The organism is Mycobacterium sp. 155 (assembly GCF_000373905.1).
Taxonomy (GTDB): Bacteria; Actinomycetota; Actinomycetes; order Mycobacteriales; family Mycobacteriaceae; genus Mycobacterium.
This window is the reverse complement of the sequence record NZ_KB892705.1, coordinates 2997878-3016111: the sequence shown is the minus strand read 5'-3', so window position 1 is coordinate 3016111 and position 18234 is coordinate 2997878. Positions and strand designations below refer to the sequence as shown.

At 66.2% G+C, this 18234-nt stretch carries 18 protein-coding genes and 1 pseudogene; 10 read left to right on the top strand and 9 right to left on the bottom strand.

Annotation, left to right across the window (positions count from 1 at the left end; genetic code table 11):
• The first annotated feature begins 44 nt into the window (after positions 1–44).
• On the top strand, positions 45–1061 hold the full coding sequence (locus B133_RS0114390; RefSeq protein ID WP_018602044.1) for a diiron oxygenase: 1017 nt from the start codon (positions 45–47) through the stop codon (positions 1059–1061).
• 17 nt (positions 1062–1078) lie between these two features.
• Positions 1079–2809 (top strand): 4Fe-4S binding protein, encoded by a 1731-nt coding sequence (locus tag B133_RS0114385; protein ID WP_026256441.1) that lies wholly within the window; start codon positions 1079–1081, stop codon positions 2807–2809.
• A gap of 83 nt (positions 2810–2892) precedes the next feature.
• Here the strand turns inward: B133_RS0114385 and B133_RS0114380 are convergent, their stop codons facing one another.
• From B133_RS0114380 to B133_RS0114360, 5 genes and pseudogenes are all read right to left on the bottom strand, one after another.
• Positions 2893–3345: a VOC family protein gene (locus B133_RS0114380; protein ID WP_018602041.1), complete on the bottom strand. Its 453-nt coding sequence runs from the start codon at positions 3343–3345 to the stop codon at positions 2893–2895.
• Between the two features lie 101 nt (positions 3346–3446).
• A pseudogene (locus B133_RS22830) lies at positions 3447–3719 on the bottom strand (mycothiol maleylpyruvate isomerase); the annotation flags it as partial.
• Between the two features lie 98 nt (positions 3720–3817).
• Complete coding sequence (locus B133_RS0114370; RefSeq protein ID WP_018602038.1) at positions 3818–5047, bottom strand: DDE-type integrase/transposase/recombinase; 1230 nt, start codon at positions 5045–5047, stop codon at positions 3818–3820.
• 60 nt (positions 5048–5107) lie between these two features.
• A complete protein-coding gene (locus B133_RS22825; protein ID WP_018602037.1) occupies positions 5108–5497 on the bottom strand; it encodes a maleylpyruvate isomerase N-terminal domain-containing protein in 390 nt (129 codons plus the stop codon).
• Positions 5494–6627 (bottom strand): citrate synthase 2, encoded by a 1134-nt coding sequence (locus tag B133_RS0114360; protein ID WP_018602036.1) that lies wholly within the window; start codon positions 6625–6627, stop codon positions 5494–5496. Before B133_RS0114360 ends, B133_RS22825 begins: the two co-directional genes overlap by 4 nt.
• A gap of 40 nt (positions 6628–6667) precedes the next feature.
• Here B133_RS0114360 and pdxH point away from each other — a divergent pair, with 40 nt between their 5' ends.
• From pdxH to B133_RS0114335, 5 genes are all read left to right on the top strand, one after another.
• Entirely contained in the window at positions 6668–7336 is a 669-nt protein-coding gene (gene pdxH, locus B133_RS0114355) for a pyridoxamine 5'-phosphate oxidase (RefSeq protein WP_026256440.1), read from the top strand.
• A 3-nt stretch (positions 7337–7339) separates the two neighbouring features.
• Complete coding sequence (locus B133_RS0114350; RefSeq protein WP_018602032.1) at positions 7340–8644, top strand: MFS transporter; 1305 nt, start codon at positions 7340–7342, stop codon at positions 8642–8644.
• A gap of 167 nt (positions 8645–8811) precedes the next feature.
• Positions 8812–10116, top strand: a complete 1305-nt coding sequence (locus B133_RS0114345; protein WP_018602029.1) for a citrate synthase — start codon at positions 8812–8814, stop codon at positions 10114–10116.
• Positions 10117–10256: 140 nt separating this feature from the next.
• Positions 10257–11714 carry an MFS transporter gene (locus B133_RS0114340; protein WP_018602027.1) on the top strand — a complete coding sequence of 486 codons (1458 nt, stop codon included), beginning with the start codon at positions 10257–10259 and terminating at the stop codon, positions 11712–11714.
• A complete protein-coding gene (locus B133_RS0114335; RefSeq protein WP_018602025.1) occupies positions 11704–12147 on the top strand; it encodes a MarR family winged helix-turn-helix transcriptional regulator in 444 nt (147 codons plus the stop codon). Before B133_RS0114340 ends, B133_RS0114335 begins: the two co-directional genes overlap by 11 nt.
• 10 nt (positions 12148–12157) lie before the next feature.
• Here B133_RS0114335 and B133_RS0114330 read toward each other — a convergent pair whose 3' ends face one another.
• On the bottom strand, positions 12158–13714 hold the full coding sequence (locus B133_RS0114330; RefSeq protein WP_018602023.1) for an NAD(P)/FAD-dependent oxidoreductase: 1557 nt from the start codon (positions 13712–13714) through the stop codon (positions 12158–12160).
• A gap of 12 nt (positions 13715–13726) precedes the next feature.
• Positions 13727–13975 (bottom strand): DUF2630 family protein, encoded by a 249-nt coding sequence (locus B133_RS0114325; RefSeq protein ID WP_018602021.1) that lies wholly within the window; start codon positions 13973–13975, stop codon positions 13727–13729.
• Between the two features lie 31 nt (positions 13976–14006).
• Between B133_RS0114325 and B133_RS0114320 the strand changes: the two genes are divergently transcribed.
• Positions 14007–14369 carry an FKBP-type peptidyl-prolyl cis-trans isomerase gene (locus B133_RS0114320; RefSeq protein WP_018602019.1) on the top strand — a complete coding sequence of 121 codons (363 nt, stop codon included), beginning with the start codon at positions 14007–14009 and terminating at the stop codon, positions 14367–14369.
• A gap of 21 nt (positions 14370–14390) precedes the next feature.
• Here B133_RS0114320 and B133_RS0114315 read toward each other — a convergent pair whose 3' ends face one another.
• Positions 14391–15731: a HAMP domain-containing sensor histidine kinase gene (locus B133_RS0114315; protein WP_018602017.1), complete on the bottom strand. Its 1341-nt coding sequence runs from the start codon at positions 15729–15731 to the stop codon at positions 14391–14393.
• Positions 15732–15866: 135 nt separating this feature from the next.
• Positions 15867–16586: a two-component system response regulator PrrA gene (gene prrA / locus B133_RS0114310; protein ID WP_081618228.1), complete on the bottom strand. Its 720-nt coding sequence runs from the start codon at positions 16584–16586 to the stop codon at positions 15867–15869.
• Positions 16587–16659: 73 nt separating this feature from the next.
• Here prrA and B133_RS0114305 point away from each other — a divergent pair, with 73 nt between their 5' ends.
• Entirely contained in the window at positions 16660–17649 is a 990-nt protein-coding gene (locus B133_RS0114305; RefSeq protein WP_018602013.1) for a phosphatidylserine/phosphatidylglycerophosphate/cardiolipin synthase family protein, read from the top strand.
• Positions 17642–18229 carry a chromate transporter gene (locus tag B133_RS0114300; protein ID WP_018602012.1) on the top strand — a complete coding sequence of 196 codons (588 nt, stop codon included), beginning with the start codon at positions 17642–17644 and terminating at the stop codon, positions 18227–18229. Before B133_RS0114305 ends, B133_RS0114300 begins: the two co-directional genes overlap by 8 nt.
• Positions 18230–18234: the final 5 nt, after the last annotated feature.

Here is an 18234-nt window from a genome sequence, read left to right as displayed (position 1 = left end):
GGCGCATAGATGTAAACCTCATGGGAGAGGGAGAGGTCTGCAACATGGCTCGCACCAAGATGGTCAGACGCTGGCGTAAGAATATGGACGTCACCGACGACGCCGAGTACGTCGACATGCTCACCACACTGTCCGAGGGGTCGGTGCGGCGCAACTTCAATCCCTACCTCGACATCGAGTGGGATTCGCCGGAGTTTGCTGTAACTCCGAATGATCCCCGCTGGGTGCTTCCGGCGACCGATCCGATCGGTGGTCACCCGTGGTACCGGGCGCAGCCGCTGCAGCGTCAGATTGAGATCGGCATGTGGCGCCAGGCCAACGTGGCCAAGGTCGGCCTGCACTTCGAGAACATCCTGATCCGCGGTCTGATGCAGTACTCATTCTGGGTGCCCAACGGCTCGCCGGAGTACCGGTACTGCTTGCACGAGTCCGTGGAGGAGTGCAACCACACCCTGATGTTCCAGGAGATGGTCAACCACATCGGCAAGGACGTACCGGGTATGCCGATGCTCCTGAAGTGGCTGCAGCCGTTGATCCCGCTGGCTGCGGGGCCGCTGCCCATCCCGTTCTTCTTCGGTGTGCTCGCCGGCGAGGAACCCATCGACCACACGCAGAAGAACGTGCTGCGTGAAGGTAAAGAACTGCATCCGATCATGGAGCGGGTGATGGCGATCCACGTCGCAGAGGAAGCCCGCCATATCTCGTTCGCGCACCAGTACCTGCACAAGCGGGTACCGCACCTGCACCGTCGTCAGCGCTGGCTGCTATCGCTGTTCGTGCCGCTGACCATGCGCATCCTGTGCTCGGCGATCATTGTTCCGCCGCGGGCGTTCTGGAAGGAATTCGACATTCCACGCTCGGTGCGCAAGGACCTGTTCTTCGGCGCGCCCGAATCCCGCAAGATGCTGCGCGACATGTTCAGTGACGTGCGGATGCTGTGCACCGACACCGGACTGATGAACCCGATCGCCAAGCTCATGTGGAAGATCTGCAAGATCGACGGGCCGCCGAGCCGTTATCGCAGCGAGCCGCAGCGCGAGCACCTCGTCGCCGTCGCGTAGCTGACGAAAGCCTCGCTGTGCCTCATGTGATCACCCAGTCGTGTTGCAGCGACGGGTCCTGTGTCTATGCGTGCCCGGTCAACTGCATCCATCCGTCACCGGATGAGCCGGGCTTCGCGACCGCCGAGATGCTCTACATCGATCCCGATGCGTGTGTCGACTGCGGTGCGTGCGTCAGCGCGTGCCCGGTCGGCGCCATCGGGCCCGACACCCGGCTGACCGACAAGCAGCTGCCCTTCATCGAGCTCAACGCGGCGTTCTACCCCAAGAGGGACGGCAAGCTGCCGCCGACGTCAAAACTGGCACCGGTGCTCGACGCACCCAAGATCGACCGGCTCACCGGGCGCCCGCTGACCGTGGCGATCGTGGGTTCGGGGCCCGCTGCGATGTACGCCGCCGACGAGCTGTTGACGCAAAAAGGCGTGCGAGTCAACGTCTTCGAGAAGCTCCCGACGCCCTATGGTCTGGTGCGCGCCGGCGTCGCCCCCGACCACCAGAGCACCAAGCGGGTGACTCGGCTGTTCGACACCATCGGCAAGCACCGCAACCTGCGGTTCTTCCTCAATGTCGAGGTGGGCAAGCACCTGACCCACGCCGAGCTGCTGGAGCATCATCACGCCGTGCTGTACGCCGTGGGTGCCCCTAACGACCGGCGCCTGGACATCGACGGCATGGGCCGGCCGGGTACGGGAACCGCCACCGAGATGGTGGCCTGGATCAATGGTCATCCCGACTTCACCGATCTTCCGGTGGATCTGAGCCACGAGCGGGTCGTGATCATCGGCAACGGCAATGTCGCATTCGACGTCGCCCGGATCCTGACGACCGACCCGGACGTGTTGGCGCGCACCGACATCTCCGATCACGCGCTGGCTGCTCTGCGCAGTTCGCGGGTGCAGGAGGTGGTGATCGCGGCTCGACGCGGCCCGGTGTCCTCGGCGTTCACCCTGCCCGAGCTGATCGGGCTGACCACCACCTGCGAGGTGGTACTGAGCGCGGCCGATCACGATCTGGTGATGCGTGACCTGGCTGATCCTGCTCCTCACGTGCCCGAGCCGGCTTCTGCTCCTTACGTGCGCGGTGGGCCCGATGCACTCACCCGCGCCAAGCTGGAGATCCTGGCCAAGCTCGGTGACGCGTCTGCCCCGATCACGCGGCCGCGAATCCGGTTGGCCTACCAGCTGACCCCGCAGCGCGTGGTGGGCGAGGACAAGACCACCGGTATCGAGTTCGGTCTGACCGGCACCGACCAGTCGTGCACTATCGACGCCGGGCTCGTGCTCACCTCGATCGGCTACCGCGGCAAGGCCATTGACGGGTTGCCGTTCGACGACCGCGCCGCAGTCGTGCCCAACGACGGGGGCCGAGTGGTCGACCCGGTGACGGGTGAACCGGTACGCGGCGCCTATGTGGCGGGCTGGATCAAGCGTGGGCCCACCGGGTTCATCGGTACCAACAAGTCGTGTGCATCGGAGACCGTGCACCGCCTGGTTGCCGACTACAACGTCGGCGCGCTGACCGATCCGGCGCATAAGCCGGCGGACCTGGACAGGCTCGTACATGATCGTCAGCCCGACGCGATCGATGCCGCGGGGTGGCGCGCCATCGATGCGGCTGAGATCGCACGCGGTGGCGACGAGCGTCCGCGCGACAAGTTCACCACGGTCGAGGCCATGCTGGCGGCCGCCGCGACAGCACCGAAACGCACTCTGCGTCAGCGCCTCACCGCATCCCTGTACGCACACTGAGCTGACACCGGTGCCTGGGCCGGTACCCGTGTCACGCTGGAGCGGCTCTCGTCGTCGAGCAGCGCTCCAGCGTGACGCACAAGCTACTGCATGCTCTGCATCGCTGCCGCGATCTCCTCCGGGCTCACCTCGCGCACCGGCTGACCCAACGACCACTGGTGCCCGAACGGGTCACGCACCATGCCGTAGCGGTCGCCCCAGAACTGGTCCGCCAGCGGCATAACTACCTCGGCGCCGGCCTCGACAGCCTGAGCGAAGCGCGCCTCGACGTCGGTGACGGTCAGGTGAATGGTGACGGGTGTGCCGCCGAGTGCCTTCGGCGTCGTCGATTTTCCATTGTTGAATTCCGGGAAATCATCATTGAGCATCAGGGTCGAGCCGTTGACGGTGAGAGCGGCATGGACGAGCTTGCCGTCGGGACCAGGTATCCGGCCCAGCTCAGTAGCGCCAAATGCCTTGACGTAGAAGTCGATAGCAGCAGCGGCGTCGTCGACGACGAGATGCGGGATTACTGCGGGGGTTACTTCGATGGCCATGGTGCGGACTCCTGTCTCGTTGTGAGCGGACCTCGATGCAGACCTGCCGGGCGGACAGATCTCATCGCGATACCTCCCATGCAAGCACGGGGGTCTGACATTCAGGTGACAGAGAAGGGACACGGCAGTGGGGCCCGGCCCGTGAGTGCCCGCAACACCGTTTCACCCTGCCCGAGTGCCACCGAGATCCGAGCGGCCAACACGGCAGCCGCCTCCAGCGCCTCGGGCGGCAGGTCTGCCGTGATCCCGGCCGCGGCCGCGATGTCGAGGCTGTGCACAGTCAGCTCGAAGACCCGGGTCTGTAGGTAGGCGCTCAACCGGATGCCCAGGCCGCCGATCACGGCGATCAGCGGATCGCCGACGCCGTTGAGGTCATCCTGTTGCCTCATGTCAATATGCCCGCGGGGGGATTCGTTGCCTCAATTGGACAATGCCCGGCGGTGATCGTTGCCTCAATTGGTGGTGTCCGGGTTCAGGCGTTGGGGGTGGAAATATTCGTTGCCTCAGCCACCGGTGCCCGCCCCAGGCGGGCGATCGGTCGGGGACCGGCTTTGCTGGTGGTCACCGTGAGCAGCTCAGCGCACAACGCTTGAATGTGACGTTGCAGGGCGGCGGGATTGAGCCCGGCGTAGATCTCGGCCAGGTGTTTGACCTCCTCGGCGGTGACCACCGCATGGGCCTGGGCCCGACGGTACGGGGTGGCGGCCTTGTGATACCTCTTGGTCACCTTGGAACCCCGACGGACCTTCGACTTGAGTTTCTGCTGCGGGGAGAAATAGTTGCCCAACAACGACTGCAATACCCAGATCTTGTTGAGTAACACCACCTCTGCGGCCGTGTCGTAGCGGTGATAGCCCACCAGGACCCGCACCGTGGTCCAGTTCTTCTGCTCGACGTGACAACCATCGTTCTTGTTGCCCACCCGCGACCGAGTGAAGGTGATATGCCGCGTTCGGCACCACTCCAACAGGGTGAAGTTGATGAACTCCGACCCATTGTCCGAATCCACCCCCCGGATCGGGAACGGCATCCCCGCCGCGATCTCACTCAACGCGACCATCACCCGTTTCTCGCCTTTGCCCAACACGCTGCGGGTCTCGGTCCAACCGGTGGCGATGTCGGTGACCGTCAACGTGTAGGCATGCACCCCGGTGACCACCCCACCGTCATGGCTGACCAGATCGATCTCGACGAACCCCGGCACCGCATCGTCCCACGCCGCCCAAGTGCGCACCGGGATCTGACTCTTGAGCAACGTGCCCGGTTTCGTCCGGCAACGACCCTTAAGCTGGTGTTTCTTCCGTTCCGGAGCCAGTCGACGATCAATGGTGGCCGCCGACATCCCCGCCAACAACCCTGCCGTGGCATCGTCGATGACCAACTCCCCGCACCGGCGCAGTACCACCACCAACTCACCCAAGACCTCCGCCAACCGCTTACCGGCCGGCATCCCCACCACCTTCCAGCACAACACCAGGGCCTCAATGACTTCCGGGCCATAGGTCGGGGGCCGGGGCCGCCGCGCCCGCACCACCCGCGGCCGCAGCGCACCCCGCAACGCCTTGCGGGCATGATCGCGATGCCAGCCCGTCGTGGCACACAACTCATCGAGAATCCGGGACTTCTCGTCCCGACTCGCCTGCACATACCGCACCGCGATCGCCCTGGTCACCGCCGTGCGCTCCGTCAACGTCAACCCCATCCCCCGGCGCTAACCCACCCCCACCCCACCACCGCAACGACACGCCGCAACCGGGCACTGTCACATGAGGCAACGAATCAACGAAACGGACATTTTTGATGAGTCAACGCGGTCATCGAGCGCGCGAGCCACCAGCTGCTCGACCGTGGCGACCGGATCGACACCCAGGTCGCGACCCGCCTGCCTGCCGCGCTCCACGATGGCCGCGGCGCCGCTGCCGGACATATAGTCGCGGATCTTCACGTAGTACTCGACCGCGCTGGACACATCCTCGTGGGTGGCGGGAGCGTGCAGGTACGTGCTGACCGTAATCAACGACCGCGAGGTGTGGCCGATCAAGGCCCGCATATCCCATTCGTCCAGGCCGGGTCCGTCCAATGCGGTGGCTGGGAGCGACTGCACCAACTGCGTGAAAGCCTGTGCCGCCGAAGCGAAGACGTCCGAGGTCACACCGAGGCTGCTCGCGCGACGGGCAATTCGTCCCAGCCGGGGACGTCCTGCACGCTGCGCGGATCGGGGCCGACGTAGATAGCGGATGGCCGAACCAGTTTGCCGAGACGTTTCTGTTCGAGGATGTGCGCACACCAGCCCGCTGTGCGGCCGCAGGTGAACATTGCGGGCATCATCTTCGGGGGCACGCGGGCGAAGTCCAGGATCACCGCGGCCCAGAACTCGACGTTGGTCTCGATGGCCCGATCGGGCCGACGTTCGCGCAACTCGGCCAGCGCGGCCTGCTCGAGTGCGGCGGCCACCTCGAACCGGGGCGCCTGCAGACGCTTGGCGGTGGCTCGTAGCACCCGGGCCCGCGGATCCTCGGCGCGGTACACCCGGTGGCCGAAGCCCATCAGCTTGCCGCCACTGTCCAGGACCGACTTGACCACGGCCCGCGCATCGCCGGTGCGCTCGACCTCGTCGATCATCGGCAGTACGCGGGCCGGTGCGCCGCCGTGCAGTGGGCCGCTCATCGCGCCGACCGCGCCGGACAGCGCCGCGGCCACGTCGGCCCCCGTCGAGGCGATCACGCGGGCGGTGAACGTCGAGGCGTTCATGCCGTGCTCCGCTGCGGTCACCCAGTACGCATCGATTGCCTCGACGTGGCGCGGGTCCGGATCGCCCTGCCAGCGCGTCATGAAACGTGCTGTGACAGTGGGGCATTCATCGATGAGTCGCTGCGGCACCGCGGGTTGGTAGATGCCCCGGGCGGATTGCGCGACGTAGGACAGCGCCATCACCGAGGCGCGCGCCAACTGTTCGCGGGCGATCTGATCGTCGATGTCGAGCAGCGGTGCGTATCCCCAGATCGGGGCCAGCATCGCCAGCCCGGCCTGGACGTCGACCCGGACATCGCCACTGTGGATCGGCAGGGGGAACGGCTCCGCGGGCGGTAGGCCCGTACCGAACCGGCCATCGACCAGCAGCCCCCACACGTTGCCGAAGGTGACCCGCCGGTCGACCAGCTCCTCGATGTCGACACCGCGGTAGCGCAGTGCACCACCGTCTTTATCCGGTTCGGCGATCTCGGTGGTGAAGGCGACGACGCCTTCCAGGCCGGTGACGAACTCTTCCGATACGGCTGCCATGGCCCGATTCTCGCACTAGGGCGGGCGTAGCGTGAGCGCGGTGGCTACACCGGACAATCATGATCTGGCGGCGATGCGTGTCGAGTATGTGGAGAAGGACGGCTGCGGCGATCTCGACGCCCATTGGCTCGGCGACGATCCCGCGACGGGCTGGCTGACGCTCCTGCGCACCTGGCTGGGGGATGCCCAGCGGGCCGGGCTGGCCGAGCCGAACGCCATGGTGGTCGGCACTGTCGACGAGCGGGGAAGGCCTGTGACCCGCACGGTGTTGTGCAAGGGCGTGGACGAATCCGGTATCACCTTCTTCACCAACTACGGCTCCGCCAAGGGCGTGCAGCTGGCTGCCAACCCGTATGCGTCGGCCACCTTCCCGTGGTTCGGCCTCGGCCGGCAGGTGCATATACGCGGCCCCGTGACCAAGGTGTCGGCCGAGACGACTGCCGAGTACTGGTCGAAACGGCCCCGAGGATCGCAGCTCGGCGCCTGGGCGTCGCACCAGTCCCTTCCCATCGGTTCACGCGCTGCGCTCATGGACCAGCTGGCCGAGGTCACCGAGCGGTTCGCCGAACTCGACGCCGTTCCGGTCCCGCCGAACTGGGGCGGCTACCTGATCAGCCCTGAGGTCGTCGAGTTCTGGCAGGGCCGGGAAAATCGGGTACACAACCGCATCCGCGTACACGGCGGTCGGGCCGACCGGCTCCAGCCGTAAACCGTGAGACGCTTCTTCGCCGACACCACCCCGCTGCGCCACCCCGACTTCCGGCGCTTGTGGGTGGCCGGCATACCGACCGTCATCGGCGCCAACCTGACGATCTTCGCGGTACCGGTGCAGCTCTATGTACTCACCCAGAATTCGGCCTACGTCGGGTTGGCCGGCTTGTTCGCGTTGGTGCCACTTGTGGTCTTCGGTCTGTGGGGTGGGGCCTGGGCCGACGCGATGGACCGCAGGCTGCTGCTGATCATCGCCTCGATCGGGCTGGCCGCGGCGTCGTTGCTGTTGTGGGTGCAAGCGGCGCTGGCACTGAACAACGTGTGGGTGGTGCTCGGTCTGCTATCGGTGCAGCAGGCATTCTTCGCGATCAACAGCCCGACCAGATCGGCGGCGATCCCGCGGATGCTGCCCGACGACCAGTTGCCGGCCGCGAACTCGCTGAACATGACGGTCTTCCAGTTCGGTGCGATCGTCGGTCCGCTGCTGGCCGGTCTGCTGCTCAACTGGATGGATCTGTCCACGCTCTATCTCATCGACGCCCTGACCTGTCTGGTACCGATCTGGGCGACATTCCGGCTGGCCCCGATCCCGGCCACCAGCACCGAGGCGGGCTCAGCGAGGTGGGGGTTCGCTGCGGTGCTGGACGGCTTCCGGTATCTGGCGGGGCACCGGGTGGTGCTGATGTCGTTCGTCGTCGATCTCATCGCGATGATCTTCGGGATGCCCCGGGCGTTGTTCCCGCAGATGGCCCATCAGAGCTTCGGCGGCCCGGTGGAGGGCGGCACCGTGATGGCGCTGCTCGCTGCGGCGATGTCCGCCGGGGCGGTGTTCGGTGGTGTGTTCTCGGGCTGGCTGCCGCGGATCCGCAGGCAGGGCCTGGCCGTCGTGGTGTCGATCGTGGTGTGGGGGGTGGCGATGATCGGATTCGGAGTGGCCGGTGGGATGGCCCACGGCCGGGCCGGCACGCTGTTGTGGATTGCTTTGGCTTTCTTGGCGGTTGGCGGCGCTGCCGACATGGTGTCGGCGGCGTTCCGGTCGACGATCCTGCAGCAGGCGGCCGCCGACGATGTGCGCGGGCGGCTTCAGGGCGTGTTCACCGTCGTGGTCGCCGGTGGTCCGCGATTGGCCGACGCGGCACACGGCGCGGTCGCGGCGATGGTAGGCACGACGGTGGCCGCGGCGGGCGGTGGATTGCTCGTCGTCATCGGTGTCCTCGTCGCTGCGCTGGCGGTACCGGTGTTCGTGCGTTACCGGGTCGCCCCCGTTTCGGCGCCCGCCGACCTGCGAGATCCCGACAAAGTGTGAACGGCCGGCGACGGCTGCCGAGTTTCTTGAGGTGACGGCAGAGCGTGCGCCGCCAGGCGTGAGGAGTTGGCAGCCCCACGCGGGCAACGCCGACTGAATGCGACTACCTTTTGGTAGAGCAGTCGTAAGGTTCGCAACGACTTCCCAAATAGGACGAAGGGAATCCCGTGGCCGAAAACCCGTCGGGTGAGCAGGAGCACGCCACCCTCAAGTACCCCGGTGGCGAGCTTGACCTGGAAATCGTTCACGCCACCGAGGGCTCGGACGGCATTGCGTTGGGGCCGTTGCTGTCCGAGACCGGGTACACCACCTTCGACGGTGGCTTCGTCAACACCGCCTCCACCAAATCAGCCATCACCTACATCGACGGTGACGCAGGCATCCTGCGTTACCGGGGTATCCCGATCGAGCAGCTGGCGGAGAAGTCGAACTTCATCGAGGTCAGCTACCTACTGATCTATGGTGAGCTGCCAACCGCCGAGCAGCTGGAGCAGTTCACCAACCGGATCCAGCGGCATACTTTGCTGCACGAGGATCTCAAACGGTTCTTCGACGGGTTCCCCCGCAATGCGCATCCGATGCCGGTGCTCTCCAGCGCCGTCAACGCGCTGAGCGCCTACTACCAGGATTCGCTGGATCCGCTCGACAAGAGGCAGGTCGAGCTGTCCACGATCCGGCTGCTGGCGAAACTGCCGACCATTGCCGCCTACGCGTACAAGAAGTCCGAGGGCCAGCCGTTCCTGTACCCGGACAATTCGCTGAGCCTGGTGGAGAACTTCCTGCGCATGACGTTCGGATTCCCGGCCGAACCGTACGAGGTCGATCCCGAGCTGGTCCGGGCGCTCGACATGCTGCTGATCCTCCATGCCGATCACGAGCAGAACTGTTCTACGTCGACGGTGCGGCTCGTGGGTTCGTCGCAGGCCAACCTGTTCACGTCGATCTCCGGCGGTATCAATGCGCTGTGGGGTCCGCTGCACGGTGGCGCCAACCAGGCCGTGCTGGAGATGTTGGAGAAGATCCGCACAGAGCACAGCGACGTTCGCGACTTCGTCAAGAAGGTCAAGAACCGCGACGACGGCGTGAAGCTGATGGGCTTCGGGCACCGCGTCTACAAGAACTACGACCCGCGTGCCCGCATCGTCAAAGAGCAGGCTGACAAGATCCTCGGCAAGCTCGGCGGCGACGACGAGCTGCTCGACATCGCGAAGTCGCTCGAAGAGGTCGCGCTGACCGACGATTTCTTCATCGAGCGCAAGCTCTACCCGAACGTCGACTTCTACACCGGCGTCATCTACCGGGCCATGGGCTTCCCGACCCGCATGTTCACGGTGCTGTTCGCGCTGGGCCGACTGCCGGGCTGGATCGCACACTGGCGGGAGATGCACAGCGAGCCGAACAAGATCGGCCGTCCGCGCCAGGTCTACACGGGCTACACCGAGCGTGACTACATCGACATCGGCACCCGCTGACTTCTTTCGCCGAGCAGACGCCAAGGTCCCCCAAAACGCCGGTTTCGGGGACCTTGGCGTCTGCTCGCGCAATGTTCACGGTGACGATTGTCTCGGACATCGGACTTGCCGCGAGACAATTGTAGTTTCACAATAGTTGTGTGAATACAGCCATCGGTGTCCTCGGCGCTCGGCGCAAGGCGATCATCTTGATCTCCTGCTGCCTGAGCCTGCTGATCGTGTCGATGGACGCCACCATCGTCAACGTTGCGATTCCGAGCATCCGGTCTGCTTTCGGCGCCTCGCCCTCACAACTGCAATGGGTGATCGACGTCTACACCCTGGTGCTGGCTTCATTGCTGCTGCTGTCCGGCGCGACAGCCGACCGGTTCGGCCGTCGTCGCACCTTCCAGCTCGGTTTGACCGTCTTCGCGCTGGCGTCCCTGCTGTGCAGCCTGGCGCCCAACATCGAGCTGCTCATCGCGGCCCGTCTCCTGCAGGCCATCGGCGGCTCGATGCTCAACCCGGTGGCCATGTCGATCATCACGCAGGTGTTCACCGGTCGCGTCGAACGTGCTCGCGCCATCGGCGTGTGGGGCGGCGTGGTCGGCATCTCGATGGCGTTGGGCCCCATCGTCGGTGGAGCACTGATCGAATACGTCGACTGGCGTTCGGTGTTCTGGATCAACCTGCCCATCTGCGCCCTGGCGATCTTGCTGACCGCGATCTTCGTGCCGGAATCCAAATCCGCGACGATGCGCGACGTCGACCCGATCGGTCAGGCGCTCGGTGTCGCGTTCCTGTTCGGCGTCGTCTTCCTGCTCATCGAGGGTCCGGGCTTGGGCTGGACCAATCCCCGCACGCTCGCCGTCGGTGTCGTCGCCCTGGTCGCCTTCGCCGGCTTCCTGCGCTACGAGTCGCGGCGCCGCGACCCGTTCATCGACCTGCGCTTCTTCCGCAGCATCCCGTTCGCATCGGCCACCCTGGTCGCCGTGTGCGCGTTCGCCGCCTACGGTGCGTTCCTGTTCATGATGTCGCTGTATCTGCAAGAGGAACGCGGCTATTCGGCCATGCACACCGGTCTGATCTATCTGCCGGTCGCTGTTGGCGCACTGATCTTTTCGCCGGTGTCGGGGCGTCTGGTGGGCAGGTTCGGCAGCCAGCCGTCCCTGTTGGTGTCCGGAACGATGATCACCGCGGCGACGCTGATGCTGGCTCGGCTGAGCGCCCACACCCCGGTATGGCAACTGCTGGTGATCTTCGCGGTCTTCGGCGTCGGTTTCTCGATGGTCAACGCGCCCATCACCACCACCGCGGTCAGCGGTATGCCGCTGGATAGGGCCGGTGCCGCTTCGGCAGTGGCCTCGACGAGCCGGCAGGTCGGCGTCAGCATCGGCGTGGCGCTGTGCGGTTCGGTGGCGGGTAGCGCCCTGGCGGCCGTCGGCGGCGACTTCGCTGTCGCCGCCAGGCCGTTGTGGTATGTCTGTGCCGCACTGGGTTTGGTGATCATTGTGCTCGGTATCGTGTCGACCTCGGGACGTGCGCTGCGGTCCGCCGAAAAGCTGGCGCCGTTGATCGGCGAGCACCACCGACCGTCGGAGGTAGTTCATGTCGGATGAGCAGGTCCAGCTGCCGGGAATGCAGGCGACCGCCGACGAGGTATGGCGTGCGTTGACGGCCCTGGTGTTCGACAACCGAGACAGCTGGAAGCGCGCGGTGATCGAGCGCAGCGGCCTGCCGTTCAGCCGGATCCGTATCCTGCGCCGGCTGGTCCGGCAACCGATGACGGTCAAACAGCTGGCCCACGCCGCCACTGTCGATGCGCCGGCGGCCACGGTGGCGGTCAACGATCTCGAAGAGCGCGGCCTGGTGGTCCGCACGGTCGATCCGGCCAACCGACGCTGCAAGACGGTGTCGCTGACCGAGGCCGGCCGGGCCGTGGTGGACCAGATCGACGCGGTGGACGACCCGGCGCCAGACGTGCTGACCCGGCTCGACGCCGACGAACTCGACACCTTGCGCGCCATCCTCGCCAAGATCTCGCCGAGCTGACACTGCCGCGTCAGGCCTCCAACACGGCCATCGCCGCGTTGTGCCCGCCGATGCCCGAGACCGCACCACCTCGGTGGGATCCGGAGCCGCACAACAAGATCCGATCATGGGCGGTCGCGACGCCCCAGCGGCGTGCCGGGGTGTCCAGTGGCTCGTCGTCCTCGGCGAACGGCCAGCGCAGCGCGCCGTGGAAGATGTTGCCCGCCGTCATGCCCAGCGTTGCGTCCAGGTCGGCGGTGGTCTTCGCCTCGATGCACAACCGGCCTGCCGAATCCTCCATGAGGACATCCTGAATCGGTTCGGCCAGAACGGAATTCAGTGAATTGAGAACGGCAGAGGTCAACCTGTCGCGCATGCGGTCGGGGTCACCAGCTGCCAGCGCGTGTGGCGTGTGCAGGCCGAACACCGTCAACGTCTGGGCGCCCGCGGCGCGCAGTCGCTCGGACAGGATCGTCGGATCGGTGAGCGAATGACAGTAGATTTCACAGGGCAGGGGATCGGGCACCGAGCCTTCGGCCGCTGCGCGATAGGCATTCCCGAGCTGGCTGTACGTCTCGTTGATGTGGAACGTGCCGCCGAAAGCCTGCTGCGGCGTCACGTTCTCGTCGCGCAACCGAGGCAGTCGGTGCAGCATCAGATTGACCTTCACCTGCGCGCCCGGCGCGGTCTCGGGCGTCGGTTCGCCGAGTAGCCCGGCCAGCACAGTGGGCGTCACGTTGGCCAGCACCACGTCGGCCCCGACCCGGCGCGCTGCCCCGTCCTTGCGGTAGCGCACCTCGCCGTCCGGCGTGACCGAGTAAACGTCGGCGCCGGTGACGATTTCGGCGCCGAATCCCTCCGCGGCGGCGGCCAGCGCGCCGGTGACCGCACCCATACCGCCGATCGGGACATCCCAGTCGCCAGTGCCGCCGCCCGCCAGGTGATAGAGGAAGCAGACGTTCTGGACGAGCGTGGGATCGTCCAGGTCGGCGAAGGTGCCGATCAGGGCGTCGGTGGCGAGCACCCCGCGGACCAGATCGTTGTCGACCGCTTCGGTGATCGCCGCGCCGATCGGCCGGTCGATCAGTGCCTCCCAAACAGCCGCGGCATCGCTGTCCTGGCCGGCCAGTATCTGGCTGCGCAGCTGTTCCCGCGTCTGCAGCGGCTGTAACAGCGTCGGCCAGATCTTCTTGGTGATCAGCGCCGCGCGGCGGTAGAACTCTTCGAAACCGGCAGCGTCGGCCTCGGCCCCGATGGCGGCGAACGACGAATGGGGCCCGATGAGCAGGCCTGTCCGTCCGCCGGTACCGGGATCAGGGGTGTAGGACGCGTAGGTGCGCCGCGCCAGCCGGATTCGGGCGCCGAGATCGTCGACGATGCGCCGCGGCAGCAGGCTGACCAGATACGAATAACGCGACAACCGAGCATCCACGCCGTCGAAGGCGTGTGCGGACACCGCTGCTCCACCTACGTGGTCCAGGCGTTCGAGCACCTGTACCCGACGTCCCGCACGGGCCAGGTACGCGGCGGCCACCAGGCCGTTGTGCCCGCCGCCGACGATGACGGCATCGAATGGGTTCTCGGTCATCGACTCGCCTGCTCAGCCCCGGTAGCCCTCGACCTCGTCGGCCGGACGTACCTGGGCCTCCCGCGGGTCGTGTCCGGTCTCGCGCAGTGCCCTGCGTTGCCGCAGCAGGTCCCAGCACTGGTCGAGGGCGACCTCCAGCGTATGCAGCCGCTGACGCTCGTCGGTTTCGTCGATTTCCCTGCGCTGCAGTCTGGCCCGCAGCTCCTGCTCCTCGGCGACGAGTCGGTGAACTTCGGCGAGGATGTCCTGGTCTTTGGCCACCGGGTCAGTCTGCCCGACTACGGTTGGTCCGGTGAGTACAAAACCTGAGATCGAATTTCCGGACGGCCCGGCTCCCGCCGAACTTGTGATCACCGACGTGGTGGTCGGCGACGGTGCCGAGGCGGTACCCGGTGGAAACGTCGAGGTGCACTATCTCGGCGTCGAGTACGACACCGGTGAGGAATTCGACAGCTCGTGGAATCGTGGCGAGTCGATCGAGTTCCCGCTGCGCGGACTGATCCAGGGCTGGCAGGACGGCATCCCGGGCATGCGGGTCGGTGGACGTCGCAAACTGGTGATCCCGCCCGCGCAGGCGTACGGCCCTGCCGGTTCCGGGCACAGGCTGTCAGGTAAGACGCTGATCTTCGTCATCGATTTGCTCGCTGTTCGCTGACGAGGCCGGGGTGGTGCCAGGCTAGTGAGGCCCCGGCAGGCGCAGTATCAGCCGGGCACCACCCAGCGGACTCGATTCCAAACTGGCTGTCCCGCCGTGTAACTCGGCCTGCTGGGCCACCAGTGCCAGGCCGAGGCCCGAACCCAAGCGGGACGCCGTCGAGCCCCGCGAGAACCGGTCGAACACCACCGTCCGTTCCTCCTCGGGCACGCCGACACCGTCGTCGTCGATGGCGATCTCCACCCCGGCGCGTGAGCTCACGGCCGACAGTTGCACGCGGGTCGCCCCACCGTGCTTGACGGCGTTGGCGATGGCGTTGTCCACCGCAAGACGCAGCCCCGTCGGCAGTCCGACGATGATGACCGTGGGTGTGGGGGCTTGGGACACATCGAGATCCGGGTATATCCGCCTGGCGTCGTGAGCGGCTCGGTCCAGCAGCTCGGTGATGTCGACGGTGACGTGGTCGTCGGTCGTGGTCAGCTCTCCCTGGGCGAGCCGTTCCAGCGCGCCCAGCGTCGCTTCGATCCGCGACTGGGTGCGGATGACGTCGTTGACGACTTCCTCGCGCTGCTCGTCGGGCAGGTCGAGGGTGGCCAGCACCTCCAGATTGGTTCGCATCGCGGTGAGCGGCGTGCGCAACTCGTGTGCCGACACCGCGGCGAAGTCGCGAGCCGAGGCCAGCGCGGCCTTGGTGCGGTCCTGCTCGGACCAGATGCGTTGGAGCATGCCGTTGACGGCGTCGGCGATCTCGACGGCCTCGGTGGCCCCGCGGACCTCGACGTCGGGTGCCTCGTCGCCGGCGTCGATCTGACGGGTCTGCTGGGCGAGGCGTTTGAGCGGACGCACCGCGAAAGCGGTCAGCACCCAACCCAGCACGGTCGCCGCGCCGATGGCGAACACGCAGATCACGATCACCCGACGGTGCAGGTTGTTGGTGTCGGCGATGGTGGCATCGTAGGTGGCCCCGACGGCCACCCACATCGGTCCGGGTGCGGGAATCTGTACCGTGCGCACGCGCCAACGCACACCGTCGATGTAGGTGTCGGCGTATCCGGCGGGCAGCTCGGGCAGCACCACCGTCGAATTGGACGTGACGTCGCCGGCTTGCCGGACGGTGATGACGGCGTCCTGTTCGTTGGGGGAGCGCGGGATCTCGTGCAGACCGCGCGGCAGGAACGGAACGGCGAACCCGGCCGCCTCATCGAGGCGGCGGTCCAGCCGCTCCTTGCGGTCGTTGGTGATGCCGACCCACACGATGGTGCCGACGATGACGACGACGATGGCAGCGCCGATCGCCGTCGCGAACGCCACCCGGGTCCGCAGCGAAGGGGTGCGGCGGAAGATCCGGGTGAGTGGGCTCATGGCCGTTGATTCCTCGCGCAAGCGCTCGTCATGGGTCGTTGATTCCTCGCGCAAGCGCTCGTCATGGGTCGTTGATTCCTCGCGCAAGCGCTCGTCATGGGTCGTTGATTCCTCGCGCAAGCGCTCGTCATGGCGTTACTGGGTCCTCAGGACGAAGCCCACACCGCGCACGGTGTGCAACAAGCGGGGTGCGCCGCCGGCCTCCAGCTTGCGGCGCAGATATCCGATGAACACGTCGACGACGTTGGTGTCGGCGGCAAAGTCGTAACCCCAGACGAGCTCGAGCAACTGGGCCCGTGACAGGACCGCGGTCTTGTGTTCGGCCAGCACGGCCAGCAGGTCGAATTCGCGCTTGGTCAGATCCACGTCGATCCCGTTGACCCGTGCGCGCCGGCCCGGGATGTCCACTTCCAGCGGACCCACCTGGATGGTCTCCGACGAGAACGTTGCCGACGAGCCGCGCCGGCGCAGCAGGGCCTTGACCCGTGCCACCAACTCGGCCAGCACGAACGGTTTCACGAGATAGTCGTCCGCACCCGCCTCCAGCCCGGCCACCCGGTCGTCGACGCTGCTGCGCGCCGAAAGCACGCACACCGGAACGTCGTTGTCCATCGCGCGCAGCGCGGTCACCACGCTGACACCGTCGAGCACTGGCATGTTGATGTCGAGCACGATGGCGTCCGGCCGGGTTTCGGTGGCGCTGCGCAGCGCTTCGGCGCCGTCGACTGCTGTCGACACTTCGAACCCGGACAGCCGCAACCCGCGTTCCAGTGAGGCAAGAACGTCGGGGTCGTCGTCCACCACGAGCACTCGGGGAGAACCCACACCGCCGGCAGCACTGTCCATGCCCGACATCTTGCCCGATGACCACGCCCGATTGCCGCAGGCACGTCTCCTCGAAATCATTCGGTGCTAGCATCCGGCCCTTATGCTGCCTGTGTCGCCGCGGATCATCGTTCAACCCGACGATGGTGTGCAACCGGTTCGGGACTTCATCGCCTCGGCGGAGAAGTCGCTGCTCGTCAAGCAGTTCACTTTCACAGAGCCGTCGTTGGTGGCCGCGGTGATCGAACGGCACCGGGCCGGGGTCGCGGTACGGGTGATGCTCAACCCGCAACGTTCCGGCGGGGATCGGGTCAATGACGAGACGTTCGAACAATTCTCGCGTGCCGGGGTGAGCGTGCAGTGGTCCAATCCGACGTTCTATGTGACACACGAGAAGTCGATCGTGGTGGACGGGCAATCCGCGTTGGTGGCCACTTTCAACTTGTGCGAGAAGTACTTCACGCTCACCCGCGACTACGGCGTCATCACCACCGACAGTGCGCAGGTGGCCCAGATCGTCGAGGTTTTCGACGCGGACTGGTCCCACGCCGACTGGGAGCCGACGGTCTATCGCGGGCTGCTGTGGAGCAACTCGAATTCGCGCTATCACATGGCGAAACTCATCGACACCGCCGAGCACCGGTTGCGGATCCAGCATCCCAAGTACGTCGACGCCGTGATCCTCGACCACATCGCTGCAGCGGTGGGCCGCGGGGTCCACGTCCATGTGCTGTGCGGCGGCCGGCACGGGATCAGCGACTGGGACATCCTCGACACCTTCGCCTCGCTGCGGACCCTGCGTCGATTCGGGGTGAAGGTACGCAAACAGAAGAATCTGCGGGTGCACGCCAAGCTCGTCATCGTCGATGACAAACAGGCTCTGGTCGGTTCGATGAACATCGACCGCAGCGCCTTCGACCTGCGTCGTGAATTGGGCATCACGGTCGAGGATCCGGCCGCCATCAAGGAATTGGGCCAGGTGTTCGACGCCGACTGGGAAACCTCGCACCATTACGAACCGCCGGACCCGCTCGACCCGTCGCGGCATCACGAGGACGATTTCCCGCACGACCCGGATCTGGTCCATGAGTGAGCAGCTCGACCCTCCAGTGCAGCGCGTTTCACTGTTCGACCTGGCATGGACGTTCAACCACATCGCGCTGGCCTCGTTCGGTGGCGGGCTGTCGGCCTGGTCGCGCGAGGTGCTGGTGGTGGAGAAGGGGTGGCTCGGCGAGGCCGAGTTCCTGTCGGCGATGACGATGTGCCGCATCCTGCCCGGGGCCAACCAGGTCAACATGGCGGTATTCGCCGGCACCAAGATGCGCGGCATGGCCGGTGCCGCGGCCGCGGTGCTCGGATTGTGCGCCGTGCCGCTGGTGATCGTGCTGGCGCTGTCGTTCGCGTACTTCCGGTTCAAGGAGGTGCCCGCGGTCAAGGGAGTGCTGCACGGGGCGTCGGCGGCCGCGGTCGCCCTGACGCTGACCATGGTGATCAAGACCGGGCAGAAGTGCCTCACGGGCGTGGTGCCTGTGCTGTTGTTCGCCGGAGCATTCGTACTCAACGGGGCGCTGCGCTTCCCACTGCTCGGGACACTGGCGATCCTGGCGCCGATCAGCTTGATCTGGGCGTGGCCGCGGGGCGCCAGCGAGCAGCCGGCTGCGGATCGCGCATGAGGGCC

Bases quoted from the DNA above. Each gene is read 5' to 3' on its own strand.
- B133_RS0114305 (WP_018602013.1), top strand. From the start codon at position 16,660: ATGCTGCCTGTGTCGCCGCGGATCATCGTTCAACCCGACGATGGTGTG.
- B133_RS0114315 (WP_018602017.1), bottom strand. From the start codon at position 15,731: ATGAGCCCACTCACCCGGATCTTCCGCCGCACCCCTTCGCTGCGGACC.
- B133_RS0114370 (WP_018602038.1), bottom strand. From the start codon at position 5,047: ATGGGGTTGACGTTGACGGAGCGCACGGCGGTGACCAGGGCGATCGCG.
- B133_RS0114300 (WP_018602012.1), top strand. From the start codon at position 17,642: ATGAGTGAGCAGCTCGACCCTCCAGTGCAGCGCGTTTCACTGTTCGAC.
- B133_RS0114380 (WP_018602041.1), bottom strand. From the start codon at position 3,345: ATGGCCATCGAAGTAACCCCCGCAGTAATCCCGCATCTCGTCGTCGAC.
- B133_RS0114330 (WP_018602023.1), bottom strand. From the start codon at position 13,714: ATGACCGAGAACCCATTCGATGCCGTCATCGTCGGCGGCGGGCACAAC.
- B133_RS0114335 (WP_018602025.1), top strand. From the start codon at position 11,704: ATGTCGGATGAGCAGGTCCAGCTGCCGGGAATGCAGGCGACCGCCGAC.
- B133_RS0114390 (WP_018602044.1), top strand. From the start codon at position 45: ATGGCTCGCACCAAGATGGTCAGACGCTGGCGTAAGAATATGGACGTC.
- prrA (WP_081618228.1), bottom strand. From the start codon at position 16,586: ATGTCGGGCATGGACAGTGCTGCCGGCGGTGTGGGTTCTCCCCGAGTG.
- B133_RS0114360 (WP_018602036.1), bottom strand. From the start codon at position 6,627: ATGGCAGCCGTATCGGAAGAGTTCGTCACCGGCCTGGAAGGCGTCGTC.